Here is a 21,088-nt window from a genome sequence, read left to right as displayed (position 1 = left end):
CCGCGCCTCATGACTCTCTACTTCGGGCGGCCCTGAATGGCGATCACAGGCCGCTTTGTGCTTCTGGTCTTCGCCGCATTGGCCCCGTTGCTGCTGTTTCCCGCCTGGAGTACGGTCCTCCTCGCCTCCGCCGTGCTGCTGGCCCTCGTGGTGTCCGATCTCCTGCTGGCCGCGTCGCCGGCCAAGATCGCCCTGCAGCGGAAAGAGCCCGGGAATGTCACCCTGCACGCCGAAGCGGAATCCGTTCTGACACTGGAAAACGGCAACCGGCGGACGTTCCGCGGAATGGTGCGTGATGCCTGGCAGCCCTCCGCGGGGACGGTCGCCCCGGTCCAGCGCGTCGAAATCCCGGCTGGTGAGCGGCGGCGAATGTCGGTAGCGCTGAGGCCGACACGGCGCGGCGACCTGACGGCACCGCATGTCACTCTGCGTTCCTTCGGCCCGCTTGGCCTGGCTGCCAGGCAACGTACCGTGGCCCTTCCCGGCCGTCTTCGCGTCCTGCCGCCGTTCCATTCCAAGCGGCATCTGCCGTCCAAGCTGCGGAAACTCCGGGAGCTCGACGGCAAGGCGGCTGTGCAGATCCGCGGGGCCGGCACGGAGTTCGATTCCCTCCGTGACTACGTCAGGGGCGACGACGTGCGCTCCATCGACTGGCGGGCAACCGCCCGGCGCACCGCCGTCGTCGTCCGGACCTGGCGACCCGAACGGGACCGCCGCGTCGTGATTATGCTCGACACCTCGCGCACGGCGGCAGCCCGGATCGACGACGAGCCCCGCCTGGACACCGGGATGGAGGCCGCTCTCCTGCTGGCAGTGCTGGCTGAGCGAGGCGGAGACCGCGTGGACTTCTTCGCCTTCGACAGGCGCGTCCGCGGGCGCGTCGATTCAGCGGCAAAAGGCAATCTCCTCGGCTCCTTGGTCCAGGCCATGGCTCCGCTTGAGGCGGAGCTCATCGAGATGGACTGGGCCCAGGTCCCGGCCCAGGTACGGGCCGTTTCCGCGCACCGTTCCCTCGTGGTCCTGTTGACCTCGCTCGACAGCGGCGCCCCCGAAGAAGGGCTCATACCCTTGGTGGCGCAACTCGTGCGGCAGCACGTCGTGCTGATTGGATCGGTCCGGGACCCCTTGCTGGGGAGAATGAAGGAAGAACGCACGACGGCGAGCCAGGTCTTCCGTGCCTCGGCCGCCGAACGTGCCCTGCTGGACCGTGAGGCCGTCGGCGCCCAATTGCGCCAGCTTGGCGCGGAGGTCGTCGACGCCGAGCCGTTGGAACTGCCGCCGCTCTTGGCGGACGCCTACATTCGGCTGAAGGCTGCCGGCCGCTTGTAGCCTAGCAACGCGCCGAGTCCAGATACCAACAACCCGGAATCCGAGGAAAGCACATGAGCACACCCATCTACGAGTTGGCGTTGGGCAGCAAGTTCCGCCAGTTGCAGCCTGAGCTCCAGGACTATTTCTCCCTTGCCCCTGGCTCGGGGTCCTACGGAATCGGCGAGGGCGTCTTCGACGTGGTTGGTTGCCGGCAGAAGTGGCTCCGCCCCCTCCTCGCCGCGGTTGCAGCGGAACAGGCCTTCTTCCCCGAGTACGGCGAAAGCGTCCCGTTCCGCATCGAAAACCACGCGCACCTCGATCCGTTCGGACGGTCCAGCCTGACGGCCCGGCGTGAAATTTTCTTTCCCGGGCGAACCCGGTTGTTCCACGACACGACTGTCGCGGAGACTACCAGCGACGGCGGCACCCGCCTGGTGGACTATGTGGGCCGGTACCGCAGGCTTGCCACGGCATTGGATCTGGATGTCACGCCGGAAGGGCGGCTTCGCGGCGTCTCGCGTGCCTCGCGTTTATTCCTGGGTCCGCTGAGGCTCGCTTTGCCGGCTTCCCTTGACGCGAAGGCCTACGCGGAGCAGTGGTGGGATGAGGAAGCCGGCAAGCATCGGATCCAGGTGAAGGTGCTTCAGCCGCACATTGGACTGGTCCTGGTCTACGCCGGCTCCTTCGACTACCGTTTGGCGCCGTCGCTGCCCGCGACGGATGGTGCCGCGCCTGCGCGGACCGCCACCTCCGCCGTCGGGCTCCCCCGTTATGCCGAGCCGGACCGCTGGGAACGCCGCGTCTAGAAGGGGCCGGACGGCGGGCTAGCCGAGCGCGAGCTGGTTGAGGCCGTCCGCAATCTGGGTCAAGCGGTTCAGAACCTCTTTAGCCCCCGACGGCGAGAATCCGGCCAGCCCGTCCGACGGCGTGACACGCACAGCCCCGAGGCTCGACGCCGGCAGGCCGAGTTGGCGCCACGGCCGCCAGACGGTGTCCACAAGCTCGGCGGTGCGTGGCAGGGTTGCCTGTGGGTTCTCTACGGGCAGGGCGCCGGCCCACAAGCGTTTGCCCGCTTCCACCGCGGTGGCAATCTGTTCCCATTGGCGCGTGGTGAGCGCTTTGAGTGGAAGGGCGATACCGTCGGCTCCCGAAGAGAGGATCTGCTGGATCGGGGCTTCGATTTCCGGGACGGACACCACGGTTTCCGCCACTCCTGCGGCCCGCAGCGCGTCGATCACCAACCGCCACGCGCCCGTGACCTCCTCGCCCGGGATGGAGCGCAGGGTACGGTAGCCGCTCGCCGTGGGAATGGTGCCGGCCAATACGGAAGAAATGTCCGGTTCGTCGAGCTGGACCACTATCGCCGCGCCCGGCACGGCCGCCTTGACCTGGGACACGTGCCCGGCGACGCCGGCGGCCAAGGACTCCGCAATGTCCCTGCGGGCGCCGTAGTCAAGGAGGGCGCGCTCCCCGTTATGCAAGTAGAGTCCCGCCGCGAGGCTCAGGGGGCCCCGCAACTGGATCTTCAGCGCCCCGGCGGAGGATTCTTCCAAACCCGCAACGTCGGCCAGGACGTTGATGTCCGTGGCGAGGGCGGATTTCGCACGCCGCAGGTCTTTCCCCGGACGGTCGACCAGGCGCCAGCCGTGCGGCTGCACATCGATGGCCAACTCGACCAGGAGGGATGCCGTCCTGCCGAGGGCATCTGAGCCGACGCCGCGGTCCGGAAGTTCGGCCAGGAACGGCAAGTGCGGGCTGCCCAGCTCGCCGCGGATGATCCGGGCTGCCTCAGCAGGATCCGTTCCCGGCCACGGACCCAACGCCGTGGCGCTGACCTGGTTCTGCGCGGTTTCGACAGCCACGTGCTCAGGCCTGCGCGATGGAAGCCTGGTGGCCTTCGGCGATTGCCTCGTGGTGCCGGATGACCTCACTGATGATGAAATTCAGGAACTTCTCGGCGAAGGCAGGATCGAGGTTCGCCTCTTCGGCGAGCCGGCGGAGCCGCGCAATCTGGGCGGACTCGCGTCCCGGGTCACCGGCAGGAAGTTTGTGGGTCGCCTTCAGGACGCCCACCTTCTGGGTGGCCTTGAAGCGTTCCGCGAGGAGGAAGACGAGGGTGGCGTCGATGTTGTCGATGCTGGAGCGGATGGAGAGCAACTCGTCCATGACGGCCGGGTCCACGCGGCCGGCGAGGGAGCTGGCGGAAGGATCGAAGGAGTCGGCGTCGGGGAGGGCGTGGTTCTGCTCGGTCATTCCTCCAGTCTAGGGTGTGCCGGCCGGGCCTTGAGGGGCAGAATGGGCATGTCCGCGCCGATGATAAGGAGAGCACGCATGAAAATCGCAGTTCTTGGCACCGGAATGGTGGGGCATACTCTGGCCGGCAAGTTGGTGGCGGTCGGCCACGAGGTCATGATGGGTTCCCGGGAGGCAGGCAATCCTAAGGGGACTGAGTGGGCGGCGCAGGCAGGTCCGGGAGCAAGCTCCGGTTCCTTCGCGCAGGCGGCAGCAATGGCCGAGGTCGTGGTCAACGCGACCCCCGGCATGGTCTCGCTCGCTGCGTTGAGTGAAGCCGGGGCAGCGAACCTGGCCGGCAAGGTCCTGGTGGACGTGTCCAACCCGCTGGACTTTTCTGCCGGTTTCCCGCCGACGCTCTCCGTCTGCAATACCGACAGCATTGCCGAAACCATCCAGCGTTCCTTCCCCGAGGCCCGCGTGGTCAAGGCCCTGAACACCTTGGAGGCGCCGCTGATGGTTGACCCGCTCAGGCTTGCCAATGGTGCCCATGACGTCTTCGTGGCGGGGAACGACGACGAGGCGAAGGCCACCGTCGTCGCGCTCCTGCGGGAATTCGGCTGGCTCCCGGAACACGTCCACGACCTGGGCGGGCTCGACGTCGCCCGCGGCCTTGAAATGTGGATGCCGCTGTGGCTACGGATCTTCATGCGCCAGCCAAAGGACAAACTCTTCAACATCAGCATCGTGTCCGAATAGCCGTGCCGATCCACAGTGGCGCATGCCCGCCCTTCGCGGAGAAGGGCGGGCATGTCCGTTCTTGCAGATCGCGGCTTGGCTGACGGGCTAAATGCCCAGCAGCGCGCGGTTCTCTTCCCGGCGTCGGGCCTGTTCTTCGGGGTCCGGCACCGGCAAGGAGGCGATGAGCTTGCGTGTGTAGTCGTGCTGGGGGTTGCCCATGATCTGGCTGCCGATCCCCTGCTCCACGAGCTGGCCCTTGTACAACACGCCCACCCAATGGGAGAGGATGTCCACGACGGCGAGGTCGTGGCTGATGAACAGCGCTGCAAAACCGAACTCTTCCTGGATGTCCTTGAACAGCTCCAGGACCTTTGCCTGGACGGAAACGTCGAGGGCCGAGGTCGGCTCGTCGGCGATCAGGAGGCGCGGGTTGAGCGCGAGCGAACGCGCCAGCGAGGCGCGTTGGCGCTGCCCGCCGGAGAGCTCGTGCGGGAAGCGTTCAGCGTACGACGCCGGCAGCTGCACCGATTCGAGCAACTGCGCCACGCGCAGGCGTGCTTGAGCCGGGCTGGGGTGGGTATGGATCAGCAGCGGTTCCGCTACGCACTCACCGATGGTCAGATGGGGGTTGAACGAGGCGGCCGGGTCCTGGAAGACAAAGCCGATGTCCTTGCGCAGCGGCTTGAACGTGTGTTCCTTGAAGCCGAGCATTTCGTAGCCGAGGACCTTGAGGCTGCCCCCGGTTGCCCTGTTGAGGCCTGCGATGGCGCGGCCGATGGTGGACTTGCCGGAACCGGACTCGCCGACCAGGCCAAAGACCTCGTTTTCGGAGACCGTGAAGCTGACGTTGTCCACGGCCTTGAACCCCGGCTTGCCGAGGCGGCCCGGATACTCGATGGTGAGGTTCTTTGCCTCAACCAGGATCTTCCCAGTTTGGTGCAACCGTTCGGTGGCCCCCTCGGACGCTGAGTTGCGGCCGAGGTGCGGCACGGCGGCCAGCAGCTTCTTGGTGTAATCCTGCTTGGGCTCGGCGAACAGGACCCTGGCGGTTGCCTCTTCGACGACGTCGCCTTGGTACATGACAACGACGCGGTCGGCCAGGTCGGCCACGACACCCATGTTGTGCGTGATGAGCACAATCGAGGTGCCGTACTTGTCGCGCAGGTCCCGGAGCAACTGAAGGATCTCGGCCTGGACAGTGACGTCCAAGGCCGTGGTCGGTTCGTCCGCCACGATCAACCCCGGGTTCAAGGCGAGCGCAGCCGCGATGACGACACGCTGCTTCTGGCCACCGGAGAGCTGGTGGGGATAGTAGTTGACGCGGGTTTCGGGATCGGGGATCCCCACTTTCCGCAGGGCTTCGGTGGCCCGCTTCTTGGCTTCCTTGGCCGAGATGCGGTGTCCGTCCGAGGCATGGGCCCTGATGCCTTCGGCGATCTGCCAGCCGACCGTGAACACCGGATTCAAGGCCGTTGACGGTTCCTGGAAGACCATTGCCACGTCGCGGCCGCGGATCTTGCGCAGTTTGGAGGCACTGACGCTGATGACGTTGTTGCCGTTGATCAGAACGGCTCCCGAGCTGATGGCCGTTTCAGGGAGCAGGCCGAGGATGGTCTTGGCCGTGACAGTCTTGCCGGATCCCGACTCCCCTACGATCGCCAGCACTTCGCCGGCTTTGACCTCGAGGCTGACGTCCTTGACCGCGTAGACGTCGCCGCTGTCGGTGGCAAAGGTGACTTTGAGCCGTTCGATGTCCAGGACGGGCTGCCCGGATGGCAGCGGCTGGTCCGAAATGTTGCCGATGTTGGTGGTCATGCCATACCTGCTTCTGGGCTGCCTGATTCCGGTTTGGGAGCGGTGGTGGCCCTTGTGTTCGTGCCGTCGGTTCCTGCCGCGGCCTTGGAGCGGGAGGCCTTGCCTCCGGCACGCTTGCGGCCGCGTAGGCGGGGATCGTTGAGATCGTTGATGCTTTCGCCGACCAAGGTCAGCCCCAGCACTGTGAGGACGATTGCGATACCGGGGAAGACTCCTGTCCACCAAATGCCGGAGGACGCGTCGGCCATGGCCTTGTTGAGGTCGAAGCCCCACTCTGCGGCCGAGGACGGTTCAATGCCGAAGCCCAGGAAGCCAAGGCCGGCAAGGGTCAGGATCGCCTCGGAGGCGTTCAGGGTGAACATCAGCGGAAGCGTCCTCGTGGCGTTCTTGAAGATATGCCGGGTGATGATCCGGACGCTGGACGCGCCCAGGACCATGGCCGACTCCACGAACGGCTCTGCCTTGAGCCTGATGGTTTCGGCCCGGATCACCCGGAAATACTGCGGAACGAACACGACGGTGATCGAGAAGGCGCAGGCGAAGATTCCGCCCCAGAAGCTCGACTGGCCGCGGCTGATGACGATCGACATGACGATCGCCAGGAGCAGGGAAGGAAAGGCATAAATGGCATCGGCGATGACTACAAGCACCCGGTCCAGCCACCCGCCGAAGTAACCACTGAGCAGGCCCAGCGCCACGCCGAGGAAGATGGACATCACCACTGCGACGACGATCACGGTCACGGCGGTCTGTGAACCCCACAGGACGCGGGAGAGAACGTCATAGCCGCCAACTGTGGTCCCGAGCAGGTGCTTGCTGCTGGGGGCCTCCTGGGTCGGGAACGATCCGGAAGCGTCACTCAGTTGGGAATAGCCGTACGGTGCGATGAGCGGCGCGAGCACCGTCGAGAGAAGGAAGATCCCGGTCAGCACAAGCCCGGTGATGAGCATGCCCCGCTGGAGGCCAACGCTCTTCTTGACGTGGGAAATGACAGGAAGTCCGGACAGGAAGGATTTCTTCCGTCCTGAAATTGTTGCAGTGCTCATGTCAGTACCTCACTCGCGGGTCGATCAGCGCGGCGACGACGTCCACGACGAAGTTGGTAAATGCGACGATGACGGCCAGCAGCACCACGATGCCCTGGACCGCCACGAAGTCCCTCGCGTTCAGGTATTGGACCAGCTGGTAGCCAAGTCCCTTCCATTCGAAGGTGGTCTCGGTGAGCACGGCTCCGCCGAGCATCAGGGCGATTTGCAAGCCCATGACGGTGATGATGGGGATGAGCGCCGGCTTGTAGGCGTGCTTCGTCACGAGCCGGAACTCGCTGACGCCGCGGGAACGGCCGGCCTCGACGTAATCCTTGCCCAGCGTTCCGATGACGTTGGTCCGCACGAGGCGCAGGAAGACACCGGCGGTCAGGAGACCCAGGGCAATAGCGGGAAGCACCGCGTGCGAGACGACGTCGCCGAGAGCGGTGAAATTGCCGCTGCGCAGCGCGTCGAGCCAATAAATGCCGGTGGGAGCAGCCAGTTGGCCCATGGTCAGCTCAGTGCGGGTGGACACCCGCCCGGCCACCGGGAGCCATCCTAGCCACACCGAGAACGTCAGCTTGAGCAGGAGTCCGGAGAAGAAGACCGGAGTGGCATAGCAGAGGATGGCAAAGCAGCGCAGGAAGGCGTCTGTCGCCTTGTCGCGCCGTTGCGCGGCGATCATGCCCAGCGGGATCCCGACCGCGAGAGCCACGATCAGTGCGTTGATGGACAGCTCGAGGGTGGCCGCGCCGAAGGTCGACAGCATTTCGACGACGGGGCGCCGGTCCGTGATCGTGGTGCCGAAGTTACCGGTGACCAACTGGCCCAGGTATTCGAAGTACTGGATGATGATCGGCCGGTCGTAACCGGCGTCGTGGATTCGCTGCGCCAGGACATCCGGGGGAAGCCGGCCGCCCTGCGCTGCGGTGATGGGATCTCCGATGACCCGCATGAGGAAGAAAACCAGAGTCACGAGGATGAAGATCGTTGGAATGATCAGGAAGAACCTGACCACGATGTACCTGCCGAGACCCCCGCCCGCTGATTTACTCTTGGGAGCGACCGCGTCCGGTTCGACGTCGGGCACCTCTATAAGTGTTGTCATTGCTACCTAAAGTCCATTGCCCGCGGATCGCGCGGGGTTTTGCTCAAATGAGGGGCAATCAGCAATAAGGGGAGGCAAAGCACCTGTTGGCACCCGCCTCCCCCTACCGGCTGCTTACTTTGAAATAGTTCCCAACCGGAACTTGAAGGAAGCGTCAAGCGTCTTGTCGACGCCGTTCACGCCCTTTGCCGAGATGGCAACCTGGGCACCCTGGAGCAGCGGCAAAGTGGAAATGTCCTTTGCCAGAGCGTTCTGGGCGTCCTTGATGGTGGATTCGCGAGCCGACTTGTCCGTGGTGGTCAGCTGCTTGTTGATCAGGTCGGTCACGGCCTGGTCGTTGAAGTGGTTCTTCAAGAAGCCGCCGTTCGGGAAGAACGGGGTCAAGTAGTTGTCGGGGTCGCTGAAGTCAGGGAACCAACCAAACTGGAACAGCGGGTACTCGTCCGCACGGCTGGCCTTGCTGTAGGTCACCCATTCGGTGGACTGCAGGTTCACCTTGAAGAGGCCCGACTTCTCAAGCTGGTCCTTGATCATGGCGTACTCGTCGCCCGAGGACTTGCCGTAGTGGTCCGGGTTGTACTGGAGGTTCAACGTCACGACGTCCTTGACGCCGGCATCGGACAGAACCTTCTTGGCTTTGTCCAGGCTCGGCTTTCCGTTGTCGCCGTAAGCGTCCTTGAACGACTCGTTGGCGCCCAGGAAGCCACTGGGGACGTTGGAGTACAACGGCAGGTATGTGCCCTTGTAGACCTGGTCCGCGATTGCCTGGCGGTCAACGAGGTTGGCGATCGCCTGGCGCACGGCAAGTGCCTTGGCCGGGTCGGCACCGGCTGCCTTGGCGCCGAACGGCATGGTGTTGAAGTTGAACGTGATGTAGCGGATCTCGCCGCCGGGACCAACGTTGACCTTGACCTTCGAGTCCTTCTTGAGGTCGTCGACGTCGGTGGCGCTGAGGCTTCGGTTCGCAACGTCGATGTTGCCCTGCTGGATGTCCAGCTTCATGTTGGTCGGCTCAGCGTAGTACTTGATCGTGGCGGCGTCGTTGGCCGGCTTACCCAGGACACCCTGGTAGTCAGCGTAGGCCTTGAGGCTGATGAGCTCGTTCTTCTTGTAGCTGTCGATCGTGTACTGGCCATAGAACGCCTTGGCCTTGATGATGTCGTCATCCGAAAGCAGTTTGTCGGCTGGGAAGACCTGGTGGTCCACAATCGGCGCGGCCGGGCTGCTGAGGATCTGCGGGAACGTCTGGTCGTTGGCGAGCTTCAGCTTGAAAACGGCCGTGTTGGCGTCCGGAGTCGTGACGCTGTCCAGGTTTTCGAGCAGGCTTGCAGGACCAGCGGGGTCGTTGATCTTGAGCTGCCGGTCGAACGAAAACTTGACGTCGGTGGAGTCCAGCGTGTGGCCATTGGCCCACTTGAGTCCGGGCTTCAGCTTGACGGTGTACTCGGTGGGCGACGTGAACGACGCCGACGCTGCCAGGTCCGGAACGGGGTCAGCGCTTCCCGGCTTCGAGTTGAGGAGGAAGGAATAGACCTGGTTCATCACCATGAAGGAACCGTTGTCGTACGAACCGGCGGGATCGAGTGCAGTCACCTTATCGGTGGTGCCGTAAGCGATCGGACCGCTGGCAGCTGAGGAAGCTGAACCGCCGCCGCCCGCCGGGCCCGTGCAGGCCGTCAAAGCGAATACGGAGATGCCCGCGAACGCGATAGCGCTTCGCAAGGCGTTTTTGTTCAATGCCATCAGTGAACTTTCTGTTCGATGGATACGGCGAACCGCCGTGGGTAATTTGATCGGAGCACGTACTCCTGACTCCACGATTCAACCAGAAGGTTTTTTGGTGAAACGTTTGATTTTGTGAGTTGAGACACAAAATTTACTTTTCTTTTGACGCGAACTCGGCTAGTAGGTCCGCCGCAGGCTGCTCGGAACGTTACTGGGAGGAGGCTGTTAGCGCTAACAGTATTTAGCGCTCACAGTTCACGGGCGGCCTTCGCCGCTGCGGCGTTGGCCGGGTCTAGAGTTCTGCGCGCTGGCGGGACCGGGCGGCGTCGATGGTTGCCTGGCCCAGGACGCGGGTGCCTTGGTACAGCACGATGGTCTGCCCGGGGGCCACGCCGCGGAGCGGATCGACAAGGGTCACCACGAGGCCTTCGCGCGCGATGCCGGCGTCATCGACGTGCCGCTCGACAAATGCCTTGGCGGGAACGGGATCGCCATGGGCGCGGACCTGGGCATAGCAGTCGAATTCGGCGCCGGTAGCCACCTCGGCGATAGGCAGGCCAGCCCAGGACACCTTGATTCCGCGGATCTCGTCGATGGCCAGCAGTGCTTCGGGGCCGACGACCACCTTGTTTTCCTTGGGCCGGATTTCCAGCACGAAGCGCGGCTTGCCGTCCGCGGCAGGAGTGCCCAGCTTGAGGCCGCGGCGCTGGCCGACGGTGAAGGCATTGGCTCCCGGGTGCTCCCCTACCTTGGTTCCGGCCTCATCCACGATGTCGCCGGTGGTCATGTCGATCTTCTCGGCGAGCCAGCCGGCGGTATCGCCGTCCGGGATGAAGCAGATGTCGTGGCTGTCCGGCTTGTTCGCGACGGACAGGCCGCGGCGCTCCGCCTCTGCGCGGACCTCGGCCTTGGAGGGAGTCTCTGCCAGCGGGAACATGGAGTGCTTGAGCTGTTCGTGGGTCAGCACACCGAGCACGTAGCTTTGGTCCTTGGCCCAATCGGCCGCGCGGTGGAGTTCAGGATTGCCGTCGGCGTCCTGGATGACCTTGGCGTAGTGGCCGGTGCAGACCGCGTCGAACCCCAGGGCGATGGCCTTCTCCAACAAAGCGGCGAACTTGATCCGCTCGTTGCAGCGCATGCACGGATTGGGAGTGCGGCCCGCGGCATACTCGTCGATGAAGTCCTGGACAACGTCTTCCTTGAAGCGCTCCGAGAAGTCCCAGACATAGTAGGGAATCCCCAGCACGTCGCAGGCGCGCCAGGCATCGCGGGAATCCTCGATGGTGCAGCAGCCGCGGCTGCCCGTGCGCAGTGTTCCAGGCATGCGGGACAGCGCCAAGTGGACGCCAACGACGTCGTGCCCTGCCTCGACGGCGCGGGCGGCGGCAACGGCGGAGTCGACTCCGCCGCTCATGGCTGCAAGAACTCGCATGCTGGCTTTCTGTTGGTGTTGGGGAGAAGAATTGCGGCTGAAGAGACTAAGCGCGCCCAACTATTCTAGCGCCCGCGGGAATCCGCCCCAAAAATGCCTTGACCACCGTCCCGGACGATTCTAAAGTCAAAACAAACAGTTTTAGATTGCGGCTGCGCGCTTAAGCACACGCAGGCTGCCCACGCGAACCGCCCACGCCCCGCGAATCGAGTCACCATGGACACCGAATACATCCTTATCGCAGGCGGCGGGCTGGCCGGCGCCACGGCAGCGAAGACCCTGCGCTCCGAAGGCTTCCAGGGACGCATCACCGTGGCCTGCGCGGAGAATGAACAGCCCTACTTGCGCCCTCCGCTCTCCAAGGAGTTCCTCCTGGGCAAAGCCGGCGAGGATGCCGTCCTGGTGCTGGCGGCCGGCTGGTACCGGGAGAACGACGTCGAACTCCTCCTTGGCGACGCGGTCGCAACCGCCGATCCTGCCGCCCACACGGCACAATTGGGATCAGGAGCCGAGCTGCAGTTCAGCAAGCTCCTGATCGCCACGGGGGCGCAGCCGCGCCGGATTCCGCTCCCCGGTTCCGATCTTGCCGGTGTCATGACGTTCCGGACATTCAATGATTCGCGCAGGCTCAACGAAGAGCTGTCCGGCGGAGGCCGGAATGTCGTGATGATCGGCTCGGGTTGGATCGGCATGGAGCTTGCCGCGGCCGCGAGCAGCTACGGCAACAACGTGACCCTGCTGGGACTGGAAGACGTGCCGCTGAGCATGGCCATCGGCCCCGAACTGGGCGGCTTCTTCCGCAAGCTGCACGAAAAGCACGGCGTGAAGTTCAGGCTCCCCGCGAGCGCCGCGGAAATCAGCGGCACTGGCGGAAAAGCCGGCGCCGTCGTCACCGATTCCGCCGAGGTCCTTCCTGCCGACCTCGTAGTAATGGCCGTCGGAGTGGTTCCGGACACGGCCCTGGCCGAAGCCGCCGGACTGGATATCCGCAACGGGATCGTGGTGGACTCGTCGCTCAGGACCAGCAGTCCGGACGTGTACGCGGCCGGCGATGTCGCCAACGCCCTGCACCCCTTCACCGGCGACCACCACCGCAGCGAACACTGGTCCAACGCCCTCAACGGCGGGAAAGTCGCGGCCAAGGCGATGTTGGGACAGGACGCGATGCTGGACGTGGTCCCCTATTTCTATACGGACCAGTTCGACGTCTCGATGGAGTACTGGGGATACCCCACGCTCGCGGCGGGTTCCGCACCCGTGATCCGTGGCACGTTGGAGGACATCAGCTTCCTGGCCTTCTGGCTACGGGACGGCGCCGTCGTCGCGGGCATGAGCGTCAACCAGCAACGGGTCCAGAAGCCGGTCAAGGCACTCATTTCGGGGCGCATCCAGGTAGACGTGGACCGCCTGGCTGATCCTGCCGTTCCACTGGATCAGTTGTTGCCCGGGACCTGATCGCCTGCCGGGCCGCCGGCAGAGCCGCCGTGGCTCCGGGCCACCGTGGCGGCGGTCTGGATGCTGGACTCGTGACCGGCCATGCCGGCAAGCTTCGCCCGGGCATACGCGTCCGGGAGAGCCTTGAGCAGGGCGTCGACGTCGGCGTCGTTTGAAGAGTGCCCTAGGCTGAACCGCTGTGCCCCGCGGGCGGTGGCCTCATCCAACCCCATGGCAAGCAAGACGTGCGAGGGCCTGGGGACTCCCGCTGTGCAGGCGGATCCGGTGGATGATTCGATGCCCGCGAGATCCAGGAGGAAGAGCAAGGAATCGCCTTCACAGCCGGGGAAGGTGAAATGCGCGTTGCCGGGGAGCCGGGCGTCGCCGGTTGCTCCGCGCAATACTGCCTCCGGAATGGCAACCTTGACGCCGTCGATGATCCGGTCCCTTAACGCGCTGATCCGCTCGCGCTCTACCGGCAGGTTTTGAGCAACCGACTCCGCTGCGGCGGCGAACGCCGCGATCGACGCCGTGTCCAGGGTTCCCGAGCGGACATCACGCTCCTGCCCGCCTCCGTGCTGGACCGGAGTGACCTTGGTGGAGCGCCCGAGGAAGAGCGCGCCCACGCCCACGGGTCCGCCGAGTTTGTGGCCCGAGACCGACATCGCGGCGAGTCCTGAGTCGCGGAAGCTCAGGGGAACCGAGCCGAACGCCTGGACTGCGTCCGAGTGCACGGGGATGCCGTGGGCAGCGGCGATTTCCACGATCTCCTTGACGGGCTGGATACTGCCGACCTCGTTGTTCGCCCACATGACGGTGACCAGGGCCACCGATCCCGGATCACGCTCGATCTCCGCCCGCACGGCGTCCAGCAGCACAACGCCCCGGGAATCGACGGGGAGCCACACCGCTTCGGCCCCTTCGTGCCGTTCCAGCCATTCGACGGTGTCCTGCACAGCATGGTGCTCGACGGCGGAGCAAAGGATCCGCTTGCGCCGGCCATCTTCGTCGTGGCGGGCCCAGTACATCCCCTTGACGGCAAGATTATCCGCTTCGGTGCCTCCGGAGGTGAAGATGAGCTCGGAAGGATGCGCCCCGGCTGCTGCCGCAATCGCCTCCCGCGCCTCTTCCACGGATCGCCGGGCACGCCGACCGGAAGCATGCAACGATGACGGATTGCCGGTCCGTCCCAGCTCGCGGGTCATGGCGGCGAGGGCGACGGCGGCAAGGGGCGTGGTGGCGGCATGGTCCAGGTAAACAGGCACTACCCAAGTCTATCGAGGCAGGCGGATCACGATGTAGGACGGATCTTGGCGCAGCAATGGCCTTCGCGGTTGTCCTCGGCGATCCGGTCCCCGGCAATTCCGCACGCGGCCGCCGCCCCGCTCAGGAACGCGCCGTTCATGGCGCAGACGACGTCCGTGTGGCTTTCGGCCAGCCGGTGGAAGGGGCAATTGACCAGGGAGTACCCGCCGTCGTCGTCGGCTTCGGGCCTGTAACCATAGCTCGCGAGGACATCCTCGAAATGCTGCTCCGTGCTACCGGCCTCGCGGCCCCGGGCATAGGCGGTTTCGAGGAGCGTTTCGCGGGCGGAACCACCCTTCGCCATCAGGTCATGGATGGCAGTGGCCATCACTTCCCCGGCGAGGTCGTAGTGGCGCTCCGGAACCGAGGCGCCGATCTCTTCAATGACAGGCGCATACAGCTTCGCAGGACGCCCGGACCCCGGGCCGACCTTGCCGCCGAGCTTGCGGAACTCAACGCTCAGGAGTCCGTCACGGACCAACCGGTCCAGGTGGAAGGAAGCCGTGCTGCGGGGAAGCCCGAGGGCCACTGCGGCGTCGTCGCGGCTGACCGCACCGCTTGCGCTGCAGACGTGCTCGTAGAGGCGGCGGCGGTTGCCGTCGTCGAGGGATGCCAAGGCGGAGAGCCGACGCAGCCAGGGAAGTCCGGTCATGGATCCAGCCTAACTCTAAAATCAACACTCATTGCTTAATCCTGCCGCGCTTTCCAAGATCACCGTGGCTCAACTTCCCGGGGGAACTAAAGCCCGGGCCGCCGTCGTTCTCATGGTGGGCTGGCTAGACTTGCCAGGATGGCCGCTCCGCACGGGACGGCGGGAATCTTCAGAATCCAGAGAAAGGCCCGTGGTTGGCTCAGGGCAGCAGTTCCCACTATCAGATCCTCCGGGTCTCCGTCACTGCGACGGACAAGGAGATCAAAGTGGCCTACCGGAAGGCCGCGAGGAACGCCCACCCTGACCACGGCGGAGATCCTGAGGTCTTTCGACAGGTCACGCTCGCGTACGAGACCCTGATTGATCCCAAGCGACGCGCGGAGTACGACCGCCGCTATGCGAGCGGCGCCCCGGGCGGTGCGAACCCCTTCGCAACGCGAAGACCGGACTACGGCCGGTCCGGCACTCCCGGAGCGGAAACCCGCACCACCGCCGGGGTCCATCGGCAAAATGCCCCGCGCAACACCGCCGGCGACGCTCCCGTCTATGTGCCGCCCTTCGATGATCCGCACGAAGTCCCCCTGCTCTCCAAAGGCGAAGCGGCGCTGCAGATCCACGGGATTCCCCGGAAGCGTGGAATCTTCGGCGCCGAAGCCCGCATTCAGCGCGAAATGCGGACAGTCCAGCTCATCAGCCGCCAGATCCTGCCTGCCATCCCCTCGGCGCGGCTCGTCAACGGGCTCCGCTCCCCTTCGGACGACAGCCACATCGATCACGCCTTGCTTGCCGGCTACCGCCTGGCGCTCATCGGTTCCATGCTGCTGCCCAAGGGCGCCTACGCCTGGGACGGGGTGGCGCTCAAGCACGGCGGACGTTCGGTGCCGCCGCCGCAGCTCGAGCTGATCGTTCGCCACATGCAGGAGATCTTTCCGGAGCTGAATGTGACAGGTTGGGTGGTTGTCCACAGCCCGGACGGCAACCCGCACGAGCCGGTCATCGACCACTACCGGCGCACTGACGGAGACTTCGGTTCGGTGCGAATCGTCAACGCGTCCGGGCTGGCCCGCGGCCTCAAGCAGTTCCTGAGTTCGGGGCCCGTGCCCAACACCGTGGTTGTCCCGGTCCTGGCCCGGCTGCTTCGGGGCATGCACTGAGCCTGCAGGAACAACCCGGTATTTTCGCTGGCTAGGATTGATACGTGTTCCGCATCCTCTTCCACACCCCTGAAATCCCGGGCAACACGGGTAACGCCATCCGGCTCGCCGCCATCACCGGCGCTGAGCTCCACCTCGTGGAGCCGTTGGGCTTCGACTTCTCCGACGCGAAGCTGCGCCGCGCGGGACTCGACTACCACGACCTCGCGGTGGTCACGGTGCACCAGGACATCGAGGCCGCGTGGGCGGCCTTGCAGCCCGAGCGCGTCTTCGCCTTCACGTCCGACGGCAAAACGTCCTACACGGACATTGCCTACGAAGAGGGCGATGTCTTGCTGTTCGGTCCCGAGTCCGTCGGGCTTCCGGACTGGCTGAAACAGGACCCTCACGTCACGGCGCGCGTCCGGCTCCCCATGCTGCCCTCGCTCCGCTCGCTGAACCTTGCCAATGCCGCCTCCATTGCGGTGTACGAGGCCTGGCGCCAACACGGTTTTGCGGGGGCGAAACTCTAGCGGGCCCGGGCCGCCGGATCTCCGCAAGGTCACCTCTTCGGATCACCCATCCAAAATGCCCCCTGCGCCGAATACCCTTTGCAGCCACCAACAGCCTGGGCAGGCGGTTGGCCTGCGAAGCAAGGGGCCGGTGAAGCAAAGGGCCTGTGGAGCGACGGCCGCGGAAGGGGCGCAGGTGACTACTCTCAAGACCCGCAATACTTCCGGTACTGCCGGGGTCGCCGACAACCTATGCTGGACGGTGATGGATACACCGAATGTGCGAGGCCCCGAGCCCCCCGGCCTGATAGCCGGCTCCGATGCGCAGCTTGCGGAATTGCTGGGATTGATGGCCGACGGCGACCGGGCCGCCTTCAGCGAGTTCTACCGGCTCACGGCCCGTCGGGTCTACGGCATGGCCAAGCGCGTCTTGGTGGATGCGGGCCTGAGCGAAGATACAACGCAGGAAGTCTTCATCCAGGTCTGGCAGAACGCGGCAAAATTCAATCCCGAGGCAGGCAGCCCGCTCGCGTGGCTTATGACCATCACCCACCGGCGCGCGATCGACCGTGTCCGCTCGGCCCAGTCCGCAACGGACCGCGAAGCGAAGTATGGCGCGGCGAGCCAACTCCTTGACCACGATTCAGTGGAAGAAGAAGCCAACAGCCAGCTTGAGGCCGAGGCCGTCACCCGTTGCCTCGGCACCCTGACGGAAACGCAATTGGAGTCAGTGCGACTCGCCTACTATGGCGGGCTCACCTACCGGGAGGTCGCCGAACAACTCGGTGCAGCGATTCCGACCATCAAATCCCGCATCCGCGATGGACTTCTCCGACTCAAGACTTGCCTGGGGGTGAGCTGACATGACCGAACACGATGACAACAAGCAGAATGCCGGAAAGGAAGGCCTCCGCAGGATGTTCGCCGGCGATATAGCCACTGACCTTGCTGAAGGCCGCGTCCTGGAGCTTGCCGAGATCTATGCCCTCGACGCCTTGAGCGACGCCGAGCGGGCGGAAATCGACAACTACATTGCCGCCGCGCCCGAACGCTCGGCGTTCCTTGAGCGGGTCAGGCAGTCACGCGAAACTCTCGCCGCCTCTTTCGCCGACGAGGCCGAACCGCGGCCCGGGCTGTTGGAGGACATTCTGCGGCAGCTCCCGCAACAACCACGCAGCGCACAAACCGGCACAGCATCCTCGCCTTCTTCCGTTCCCGAAGTGCCGGCCCGTTCCGCAACGCACGCAACCCCCGATGTCGTTGACCTCGCCGCGGCCCGGAACCGGCGGGATCGCCGACGCTTCGGCGGGGTCCGTGGGTGGGTGGCAGCCGTTGCGGCGGCAGTGGTAATAGCGCTTGGCGGAGTTGGCGTGGGCGCCTACGTGGCCGGGCAGAACGATCCCGTGAACCAGGTACTGCAGGCCGGCGATGTCCGGCAAGCCACCGTCAACGTCAACGGGGGCGGCACTGCCACCGTGTCCGTCTCCAGCTCGCGGAACGCCGTGGTGGTCCGTATGAACGGAGTTCCCGCTCCCCCGGCCGGCAAGGTCTATCAGATGTGGCTCATTCCCAAGGACGGCTCCGACCCTGTTTCCCAGGGACTCATGGATGCCCAGGCCTTGAGCCACCCGGCGGTGGTCTCCGGCATTTCCAGCGCGGCGGCGATCGGGATCACGGTTGAACCCCTGGGCGGCTCCAAGAAGCCGACGCTCCCGACGGTCGCTGCGGCGCCCCTCACGTAGAACGATGGGCGCTGCCCGGACATAGGCTCTTGGCGGCGGGGCTTGACCTTGACGTAACGTCAACTTCTACGCTGGATGCATGAAGCAGGACAAAGCGGATAGCTGGACCATTTCCGAACTGGCCAAGGCCAGCAAGGTTTCCTCGCGAACCTTGCGCCACTATGACCAGCTAGGACTATTGGAACCAGCCCGCACGGGAAACAACGGTTACCGGTACTACGGCCAGCCTGAGCTGCTGCGCCTGCAGCGGATCCTTCTGCTTCGTGAACTTGGCCTTGGGCTCGAGACCATCGGCGAAGTTCTGGATGGCCAGGCCGATCCTGTGGAGGCACTTGCCGTGCACAGGAACTGGCTGCTGGCCGAGCGCGACCGGCTGGACCGGATGTCCCGGACGGTCGACGCCACGATCGCAGCACTACGTCAAGGAGAAACCATGACCGCGGAGAACATCTTCAGGGATTTCGACAACAACCCGTACGAAGCCGAGGCGCGCGAGCGCTGGGGCGATCGGGCCGTCGACGAGAGCAAAGAACGGCACTCGGCGATGACAACGGCCCAGAAACAGGCCTTCATGGAGGAGTACGCGGCGCTGAACGAGGACCTCGCCAGGTGCTTCGACGCCGCCCTGCCGGCAGACCACCCGGACGTCCAGGCAGCCGTCGGCCGGCATTACCAGTGGATCTGCGCCAGTTGGACGCCCAACGCCGAATCCTATGTAGGCCTGGGCCAAATGTATGTGGACGACCCCCGGTTCACGGCCAATTACGACAAGGTCCGGGTCGGCCTGGCGTCCTACCTGCTCGAAGGCATCAAGGTCTACGCGGCACAAGAGCTCGGTTAGGGCCTACCTCAACAAAAGCACGACGGCGGCCCGTCCCCTTGGGAAACAAAGGGGACGGGCCGCCGTCGTACTGACTGCCAAGCAGCTCCGCTAGATGATCAGCGAGAGCAGCATGATAAAGCCGAAGCCGACCACCGAGATGAGCGTCTCCATCACCGACCACGTCTTGAACGTCTGCCCCACTGTGAGGCCGAAGAGTTCCTTCACGAGCCAGAATCCGGCGTCGTTGACGTGGGACAGGAAGAGCGAGCCGGCACCGATGGCCAAGGCAAGGAGTGCGGCGTGTGTCGGGCTGAGGCTGCTCGCCAACGGAGCCACAATGCCCGCAGCCGTCACAGTGGCAACTGTCGCCGAGCCCGTGGCCAGGCGAAGCGCCACAGCCACAATGAAGCCCAGGACCAGCACGGACATATTGGCGCCTTCGGCCCATTTCTTGACCGCGTCACCGACGCCGGCGCCAATAAGGGTCTGCTTGAAGCCGCCGCCTGCGCCCACGATCAACAGGATTGCGGCAATCGGTCCGAGGCTATCGCCCAGCTTGGCCGTGATCTTGCTGCCCGTGAATCCGACGGCGTAGCCGAAGGTCACCATCGCGGCGAGCACGGCCAGGGTCATTGCCACGAGGGGCTGGCCCACGAAGTCCAGGACCGTGCGGATCATGGGGGCATGGGCCGCGTCGGGCCAGACAATGTCCGCCACGGCCTTCAGGAGCATGAGCACCACCGGGAAAATGATGGTCAACAACGTGACGAGGAAGCTGGGCTGACGCTTTACTTCGCTCAGGTCGACTGCGTGCTTGGTGTCGACGCCGCCGGCCACCGCAGGAGCGTCAACTGGAACCCAGCGCGCGGCCAAACGGGAAAACAGCGGCCCACAAATGATGACCGTGGGGACGGCCACCAGGAGCCCCAATGCCAGGGTGGTGCCCAGTTCCGCCTTCACCGCGCTGATGGCGATGAGTGGCCCGGGGTGCGGCGGGACCAGGCCGTGCAGCACGGACAAACCCGCGAGCGCGGGAATGGCAATGCGCATGAGCTTCATCTGCGAGCGCTGGGCGACCAGGACGATCACCGGAAGCAGCAGGACGAGGCCGATCTCAAAGAACATCGGGAGGCCGATGATGACCGCAACCAAGGTGATCATCCAGACCACCTTGTTGCCGCTGGCCTTCTCCAGCAAGGTGTCCACCACGCGGTTTGCGCCGCCGGAATCCGCCAGGAGCTTGCCCAGCATGGCGCCGAGCGCAATCAGGATGCCGACCTCTTTAAGGACGCCTCCCACGCCGTCCTCGAAGTTGCTGACGACCTTGGCCAGCTCCACTCCGGAGGCCAGGCCAACGAAGGCCGATCCGAGCACCAGGGAAAGGAAGGGGTGGACTTTGAATTTGGCGATCAGCAGGACGATCAGCGCAATGCCGATAGCCGCGACCACAAGGAGTTGGGTATCGTGCCCGGTCCAGTTCACGCTGCACCACCGACCGCGTGGGCGGTCTGTGCCTCAAGGCCGAGCCGTTCGATGATTTCCTCTGCTTCTTCTGCCGGAGAAGCGGAGACGCACAGCGAGATGTGGTTCTCGTCCTCGGTGGGTGCCTCCAGTGCATCGAACTGGGATTCCAGCAGCGAGGCGGGCATGAAGTGTCCGTGACGCGAAGCCAGCCGGTCGGAAATCTTGTCCTTGCTCCCCTGGAGGAAGATGAATACGACGCCCTCGCCGCGCAGGACATCCCGGTAGCGCTTCTTCAAGGCCGAGCACGTGATGATGCCCGGCCTTCCTGCTGCGGTACGCTCCTTGATCCAGTCGGCAATGATGTCCAGCCACGGCCAACGGTCCTCATCGCTGAGTGCGTGCCCCGCCTGCATCTTTGCAACGTTTGCTTCCGGGTGCAGGTCGTCGCCTTCGGCGAGGTCCCAACCCAGCCGGCCGGCCAACACGCCGGCCACTGTCGATTTACCGGAACCGGAGACACCCATGATCACCAATACCGGTTGTTGTGCAGTCTTCGCCATCAAAGTCTGCCTCTCTCAATTAAATATGATTTAAACGAAAGTAAGCATATGACAGAGATTACACATCAGCA

General features: G+C 64.7%; 20 protein-coding genes. 9 read left to right on the top strand and 11 right to left on the bottom strand.

The window, feature by feature from the left end; translation table 11 throughout:
- The first annotated feature begins 36 nt into the window (after positions 1-36).
- Together AB0O52_RS03170 and AB0O52_RS03165 are read left to right on the top strand one after the other, a co-directional pair.
- Complete coding sequence (locus AB0O52_RS03170; RefSeq protein ID WP_364533212.1) at positions 37-1,329, top strand: DUF58 domain-containing protein; 1,293 nt, start codon at positions 37-39, stop codon at positions 1,327-1,329.
- A 53-nt stretch (positions 1,330-1,382) separates the two neighbouring features.
- Positions 1,383-2,117 carry a DUF4166 domain-containing protein gene (locus AB0O52_RS03165; protein WP_364533209.1) on the top strand — a complete coding sequence of 245 codons (735 nt, stop codon included), beginning with the start codon at positions 1,383-1,385 and terminating at the stop codon, positions 2,115-2,117.
- Positions 2,118-2,135: 18 nt separating this feature from the next.
- Here AB0O52_RS03165 and AB0O52_RS03160 read toward each other — a convergent pair whose 3' ends face one another.
- Together AB0O52_RS03160 and AB0O52_RS03155 are read right to left on the bottom strand one after the other, a co-directional pair.
- Positions 2,136-3,173 (bottom strand): hypothetical protein, encoded by a 1,038-nt coding sequence (locus tag AB0O52_RS03160; RefSeq protein WP_364533206.1) that lies wholly within the window; start codon positions 3,171-3,173, stop codon positions 2,136-2,138.
- 4 nt (positions 3,174-3,177) lie between these two features.
- Positions 3,178-3,564, bottom strand: a complete 387-nt coding sequence (locus AB0O52_RS03155) for a chorismate mutase (protein WP_364533203.1) — start codon at positions 3,562-3,564, stop codon at positions 3,178-3,180.
- Between the two features lie 78 nt (positions 3,565-3,642).
- Here AB0O52_RS03155 and AB0O52_RS03150 point away from each other — a divergent pair, with 78 nt between their 5' ends.
- The gene (locus AB0O52_RS03150) at positions 3,643-4,302 is read left to right on the top strand and encodes an NAD(P)-binding domain-containing protein (RefSeq protein ID WP_364533200.1); all 660 of its coding nucleotides are present in this window, start codon (positions 3,643-3,645) and stop codon (positions 4,300-4,302) included.
- Positions 4,303-4,389: 87 nt separating this feature from the next.
- On the opposite strand, the gene AB0O52_RS03145 is transcribed toward AB0O52_RS03150, so the two are convergent.
- The 5 genes from AB0O52_RS03145 to mnmA all read right to left on the bottom strand — a co-directional run bounded on the left by AB0O52_RS03145 (position 4,390) and on the right by mnmA (position 11,392).
- Entirely contained in the window at positions 4,390-6,099 is a 1,710-nt protein-coding gene (locus AB0O52_RS03145) for an ABC transporter ATP-binding protein (protein ID WP_364533197.1), read from the bottom strand.
- Positions 6,096-7,145 (bottom strand): ABC transporter permease, encoded by a 1,050-nt coding sequence (locus tag AB0O52_RS03140; protein WP_364533194.1) that lies wholly within the window; start codon positions 7,143-7,145, stop codon positions 6,096-6,098. Before AB0O52_RS03140 ends, AB0O52_RS03145 begins: the two co-directional genes overlap by 4 nt.
- 1 nt (position 7,146) lies before the next feature.
- Positions 7,147-8,235, bottom strand: a complete 1,089-nt coding sequence (locus AB0O52_RS03135; protein WP_364533191.1) for an ABC transporter permease — start codon at positions 8,233-8,235, stop codon at positions 7,147-7,149.
- 114 nt (positions 8,236-8,349) lie between these two features.
- A complete protein-coding gene (locus AB0O52_RS03130) occupies positions 8,350-9,978 on the bottom strand; it encodes an ABC transporter substrate-binding protein (RefSeq protein WP_364533188.1) in 1,629 nt (542 codons plus the stop codon).
- A gap of 274 nt (positions 9,979-10,252) precedes the next feature.
- Positions 10,253-11,392, bottom strand: coding sequence for a tRNA 2-thiouridine(34) synthase MnmA (gene mnmA / locus AB0O52_RS03125; RefSeq protein ID WP_364533186.1), 1,140 nt, complete (start codon positions 11,390-11,392; stop codon positions 10,253-10,255).
- A gap of 216 nt (positions 11,393-11,608) precedes the next feature.
- On the opposite strand from mnmA, the gene AB0O52_RS03120 reads away from it, so the two are divergent.
- Positions 11,609-12,847, top strand: a complete 1,239-nt coding sequence (locus tag AB0O52_RS03120) for an FAD-dependent oxidoreductase (RefSeq protein WP_364533183.1) — start codon at positions 11,609-11,611, stop codon at positions 12,845-12,847.
- Here AB0O52_RS03120 and AB0O52_RS03115 read toward each other — a convergent pair.
- Together AB0O52_RS03115 and AB0O52_RS03110 are read right to left on the bottom strand one after the other, a co-directional pair.
- Positions 12,826-14,091 (bottom strand): cysteine desulfurase family protein, encoded by a 1,266-nt coding sequence (locus AB0O52_RS03115; RefSeq protein ID WP_364533180.1) that lies wholly within the window; start codon positions 14,089-14,091, stop codon positions 12,826-12,828. The two genes, AB0O52_RS03120 and AB0O52_RS03115, sit on opposite strands and share 22 nt — an antisense overlap.
- A gap of 26 nt (positions 14,092-14,117) precedes the next feature.
- Entirely contained in the window at positions 14,118-14,783 is a 666-nt protein-coding gene (locus AB0O52_RS03110; RefSeq protein WP_364533177.1) for a helix-turn-helix domain-containing protein, read from the bottom strand.
- Between the two features lie 194 nt (positions 14,784-14,977).
- Between AB0O52_RS03110 and AB0O52_RS03105 the strand changes: the two genes are divergently transcribed.
- The 5 genes from AB0O52_RS03105 (at position 14,978) to AB0O52_RS03085 (ending at position 19,011) form a co-directional block, all read left to right on the top strand.
- Entirely contained in the window at positions 14,978-15,937 is a 960-nt protein-coding gene (locus AB0O52_RS03105; RefSeq protein WP_364533174.1) for a J domain-containing protein, read from the top strand.
- A gap of 44 nt (positions 15,938-15,981) precedes the next feature.
- Complete coding sequence (locus AB0O52_RS03100) at positions 15,982-16,449, top strand: tRNA (cytidine(34)-2'-O)-methyltransferase (RefSeq protein ID WP_364533171.1); 468 nt, start codon at positions 15,982-15,984, stop codon at positions 16,447-16,449.
- 244 nt (positions 16,450-16,693) lie between these two features.
- Complete coding sequence (gene sigK, locus AB0O52_RS03095) at positions 16,694-17,290, top strand: ECF RNA polymerase sigma factor SigK (protein WP_364533795.1); 597 nt, start codon at positions 16,694-16,696, stop codon at positions 17,288-17,290.
- A 1-nt stretch (position 17,291) separates the two neighbouring features.
- Entirely contained in the window at positions 17,292-18,170 is an 879-nt protein-coding gene (locus AB0O52_RS03090) for an anti-sigma factor (protein WP_364533168.1), read from the top strand.
- A gap of 79 nt (positions 18,171-18,249) precedes the next feature.
- Entirely contained in the window at positions 18,250-19,011 is a 762-nt protein-coding gene (locus AB0O52_RS03085) for a MerR family transcriptional regulator (RefSeq protein ID WP_364533165.1), read from the top strand.
- A 90-nt stretch (positions 19,012-19,101) separates the two neighbouring features.
- Here the strand turns inward: AB0O52_RS03085 and AB0O52_RS03080 are convergent, their stop codons facing one another.
- Together AB0O52_RS03080 and AB0O52_RS03075 are read right to left on the bottom strand one after the other, a co-directional pair.
- The gene (locus AB0O52_RS03080; RefSeq protein WP_364533162.1) at positions 19,102-20,475 is read right to left on the bottom strand and encodes a gluconate:H+ symporter; all 1,374 of its coding nucleotides are present in this window, start codon (positions 20,473-20,475) and stop codon (positions 19,102-19,104) included.
- Positions 20,472-21,017: a gluconokinase gene (locus tag AB0O52_RS03075; RefSeq protein WP_364533159.1), complete on the bottom strand. Its 546-nt coding sequence runs from the start codon at positions 21,015-21,017 to the stop codon at positions 20,472-20,474. The genes AB0O52_RS03080 and AB0O52_RS03075 overlap by 4 nt, the downstream gene beginning before the upstream one ends.
- Positions 21,018-21,088 lie beyond the last annotated feature (71 nt).

Source organism: Arthrobacter sp. NPDC080073 (assembly GCF_040686575.1).
Classification (GTDB): domain Bacteria; phylum Actinomycetota; class Actinomycetes; order Actinomycetales; family Micrococcaceae; genus Arthrobacter.
This window is presented reverse-complemented; position numbering and strand designations above follow the sequence as displayed.

Excerpts from the sequence above, each read along its gene's own strand:
- AB0O52_RS03110 (WP_364533177.1), bottom strand. The coding sequence starts at position 14,783 with ATGACCGGACTTCCCTGGCTGCGTCGGCTCTCCGCCTTGGCATCCCTC.
- AB0O52_RS03170 (WP_364533212.1), top strand. The coding sequence starts at position 37 with ATGGCGATCACAGGCCGCTTTGTGCTTCTGGTCTTCGCCGCATTGGCC.
- sigK (WP_364533795.1), top strand. The coding sequence starts at position 16,694 with ATGGATACACCGAATGTGCGAGGCCCCGAGCCCCCCGGCCTGATAGCC.
- AB0O52_RS03090 (WP_364533168.1), top strand. The coding sequence starts at position 17,292 with ATGACCGAACACGATGACAACAAGCAGAATGCCGGAAAGGAAGGCCTC.
- AB0O52_RS03145 (WP_364533197.1), bottom strand. The coding sequence starts at position 6,099 with ATGACCACCAACATCGGCAACATTTCGGACCAGCCGCTGCCATCCGGG.
- AB0O52_RS03150 (WP_364533200.1), top strand. The coding sequence starts at position 3,643 with ATGAAAATCGCAGTTCTTGGCACCGGAATGGTGGGGCATACTCTGGCC.
- AB0O52_RS03140 (WP_364533194.1), bottom strand. The coding sequence starts at position 7,145 with ATGAGCACTGCAACAATTTCAGGACGGAAGAAATCCTTCCTGTCCGGA.
- mnmA (WP_364533186.1), bottom strand. The coding sequence starts at position 11,392 with ATGCGAGTTCTTGCAGCCATGAGCGGCGGAGTCGACTCCGCCGTTGCC.
- AB0O52_RS03165 (WP_364533209.1), top strand. The coding sequence starts at position 1,383 with ATGAGCACACCCATCTACGAGTTGGCGTTGGGCAGCAAGTTCCGCCAG.
- AB0O52_RS03075 (WP_364533159.1), bottom strand. The coding sequence starts at position 21,017 with ATGGCGAAGACTGCACAACAACCGGTATTGGTGATCATGGGTGTCTCC.
- AB0O52_RS03085 (WP_364533165.1), top strand. The coding sequence starts at position 18,250 with ATGAAGCAGGACAAAGCGGATAGCTGGACCATTTCCGAACTGGCCAAG.
- AB0O52_RS03155 (WP_364533203.1), bottom strand. The coding sequence starts at position 3,564 with ATGACCGAGCAGAACCACGCCCTCCCCGACGCCGACTCCTTCGATCCT.
- AB0O52_RS03130 (WP_364533188.1), bottom strand. The coding sequence starts at position 9,978 with ATGGCATTGAACAAAAACGCCTTGCGAAGCGCTATCGCGTTCGCGGGC.
- AB0O52_RS03120 (WP_364533183.1), top strand. The coding sequence starts at position 11,609 with ATGGACACCGAATACATCCTTATCGCAGGCGGCGGGCTGGCCGGCGCC.
- AB0O52_RS03135 (WP_364533191.1), bottom strand. The coding sequence starts at position 8,235 with ATGACAACACTTATAGAGGTGCCCGACGTCGAACCGGACGCGGTCGCT.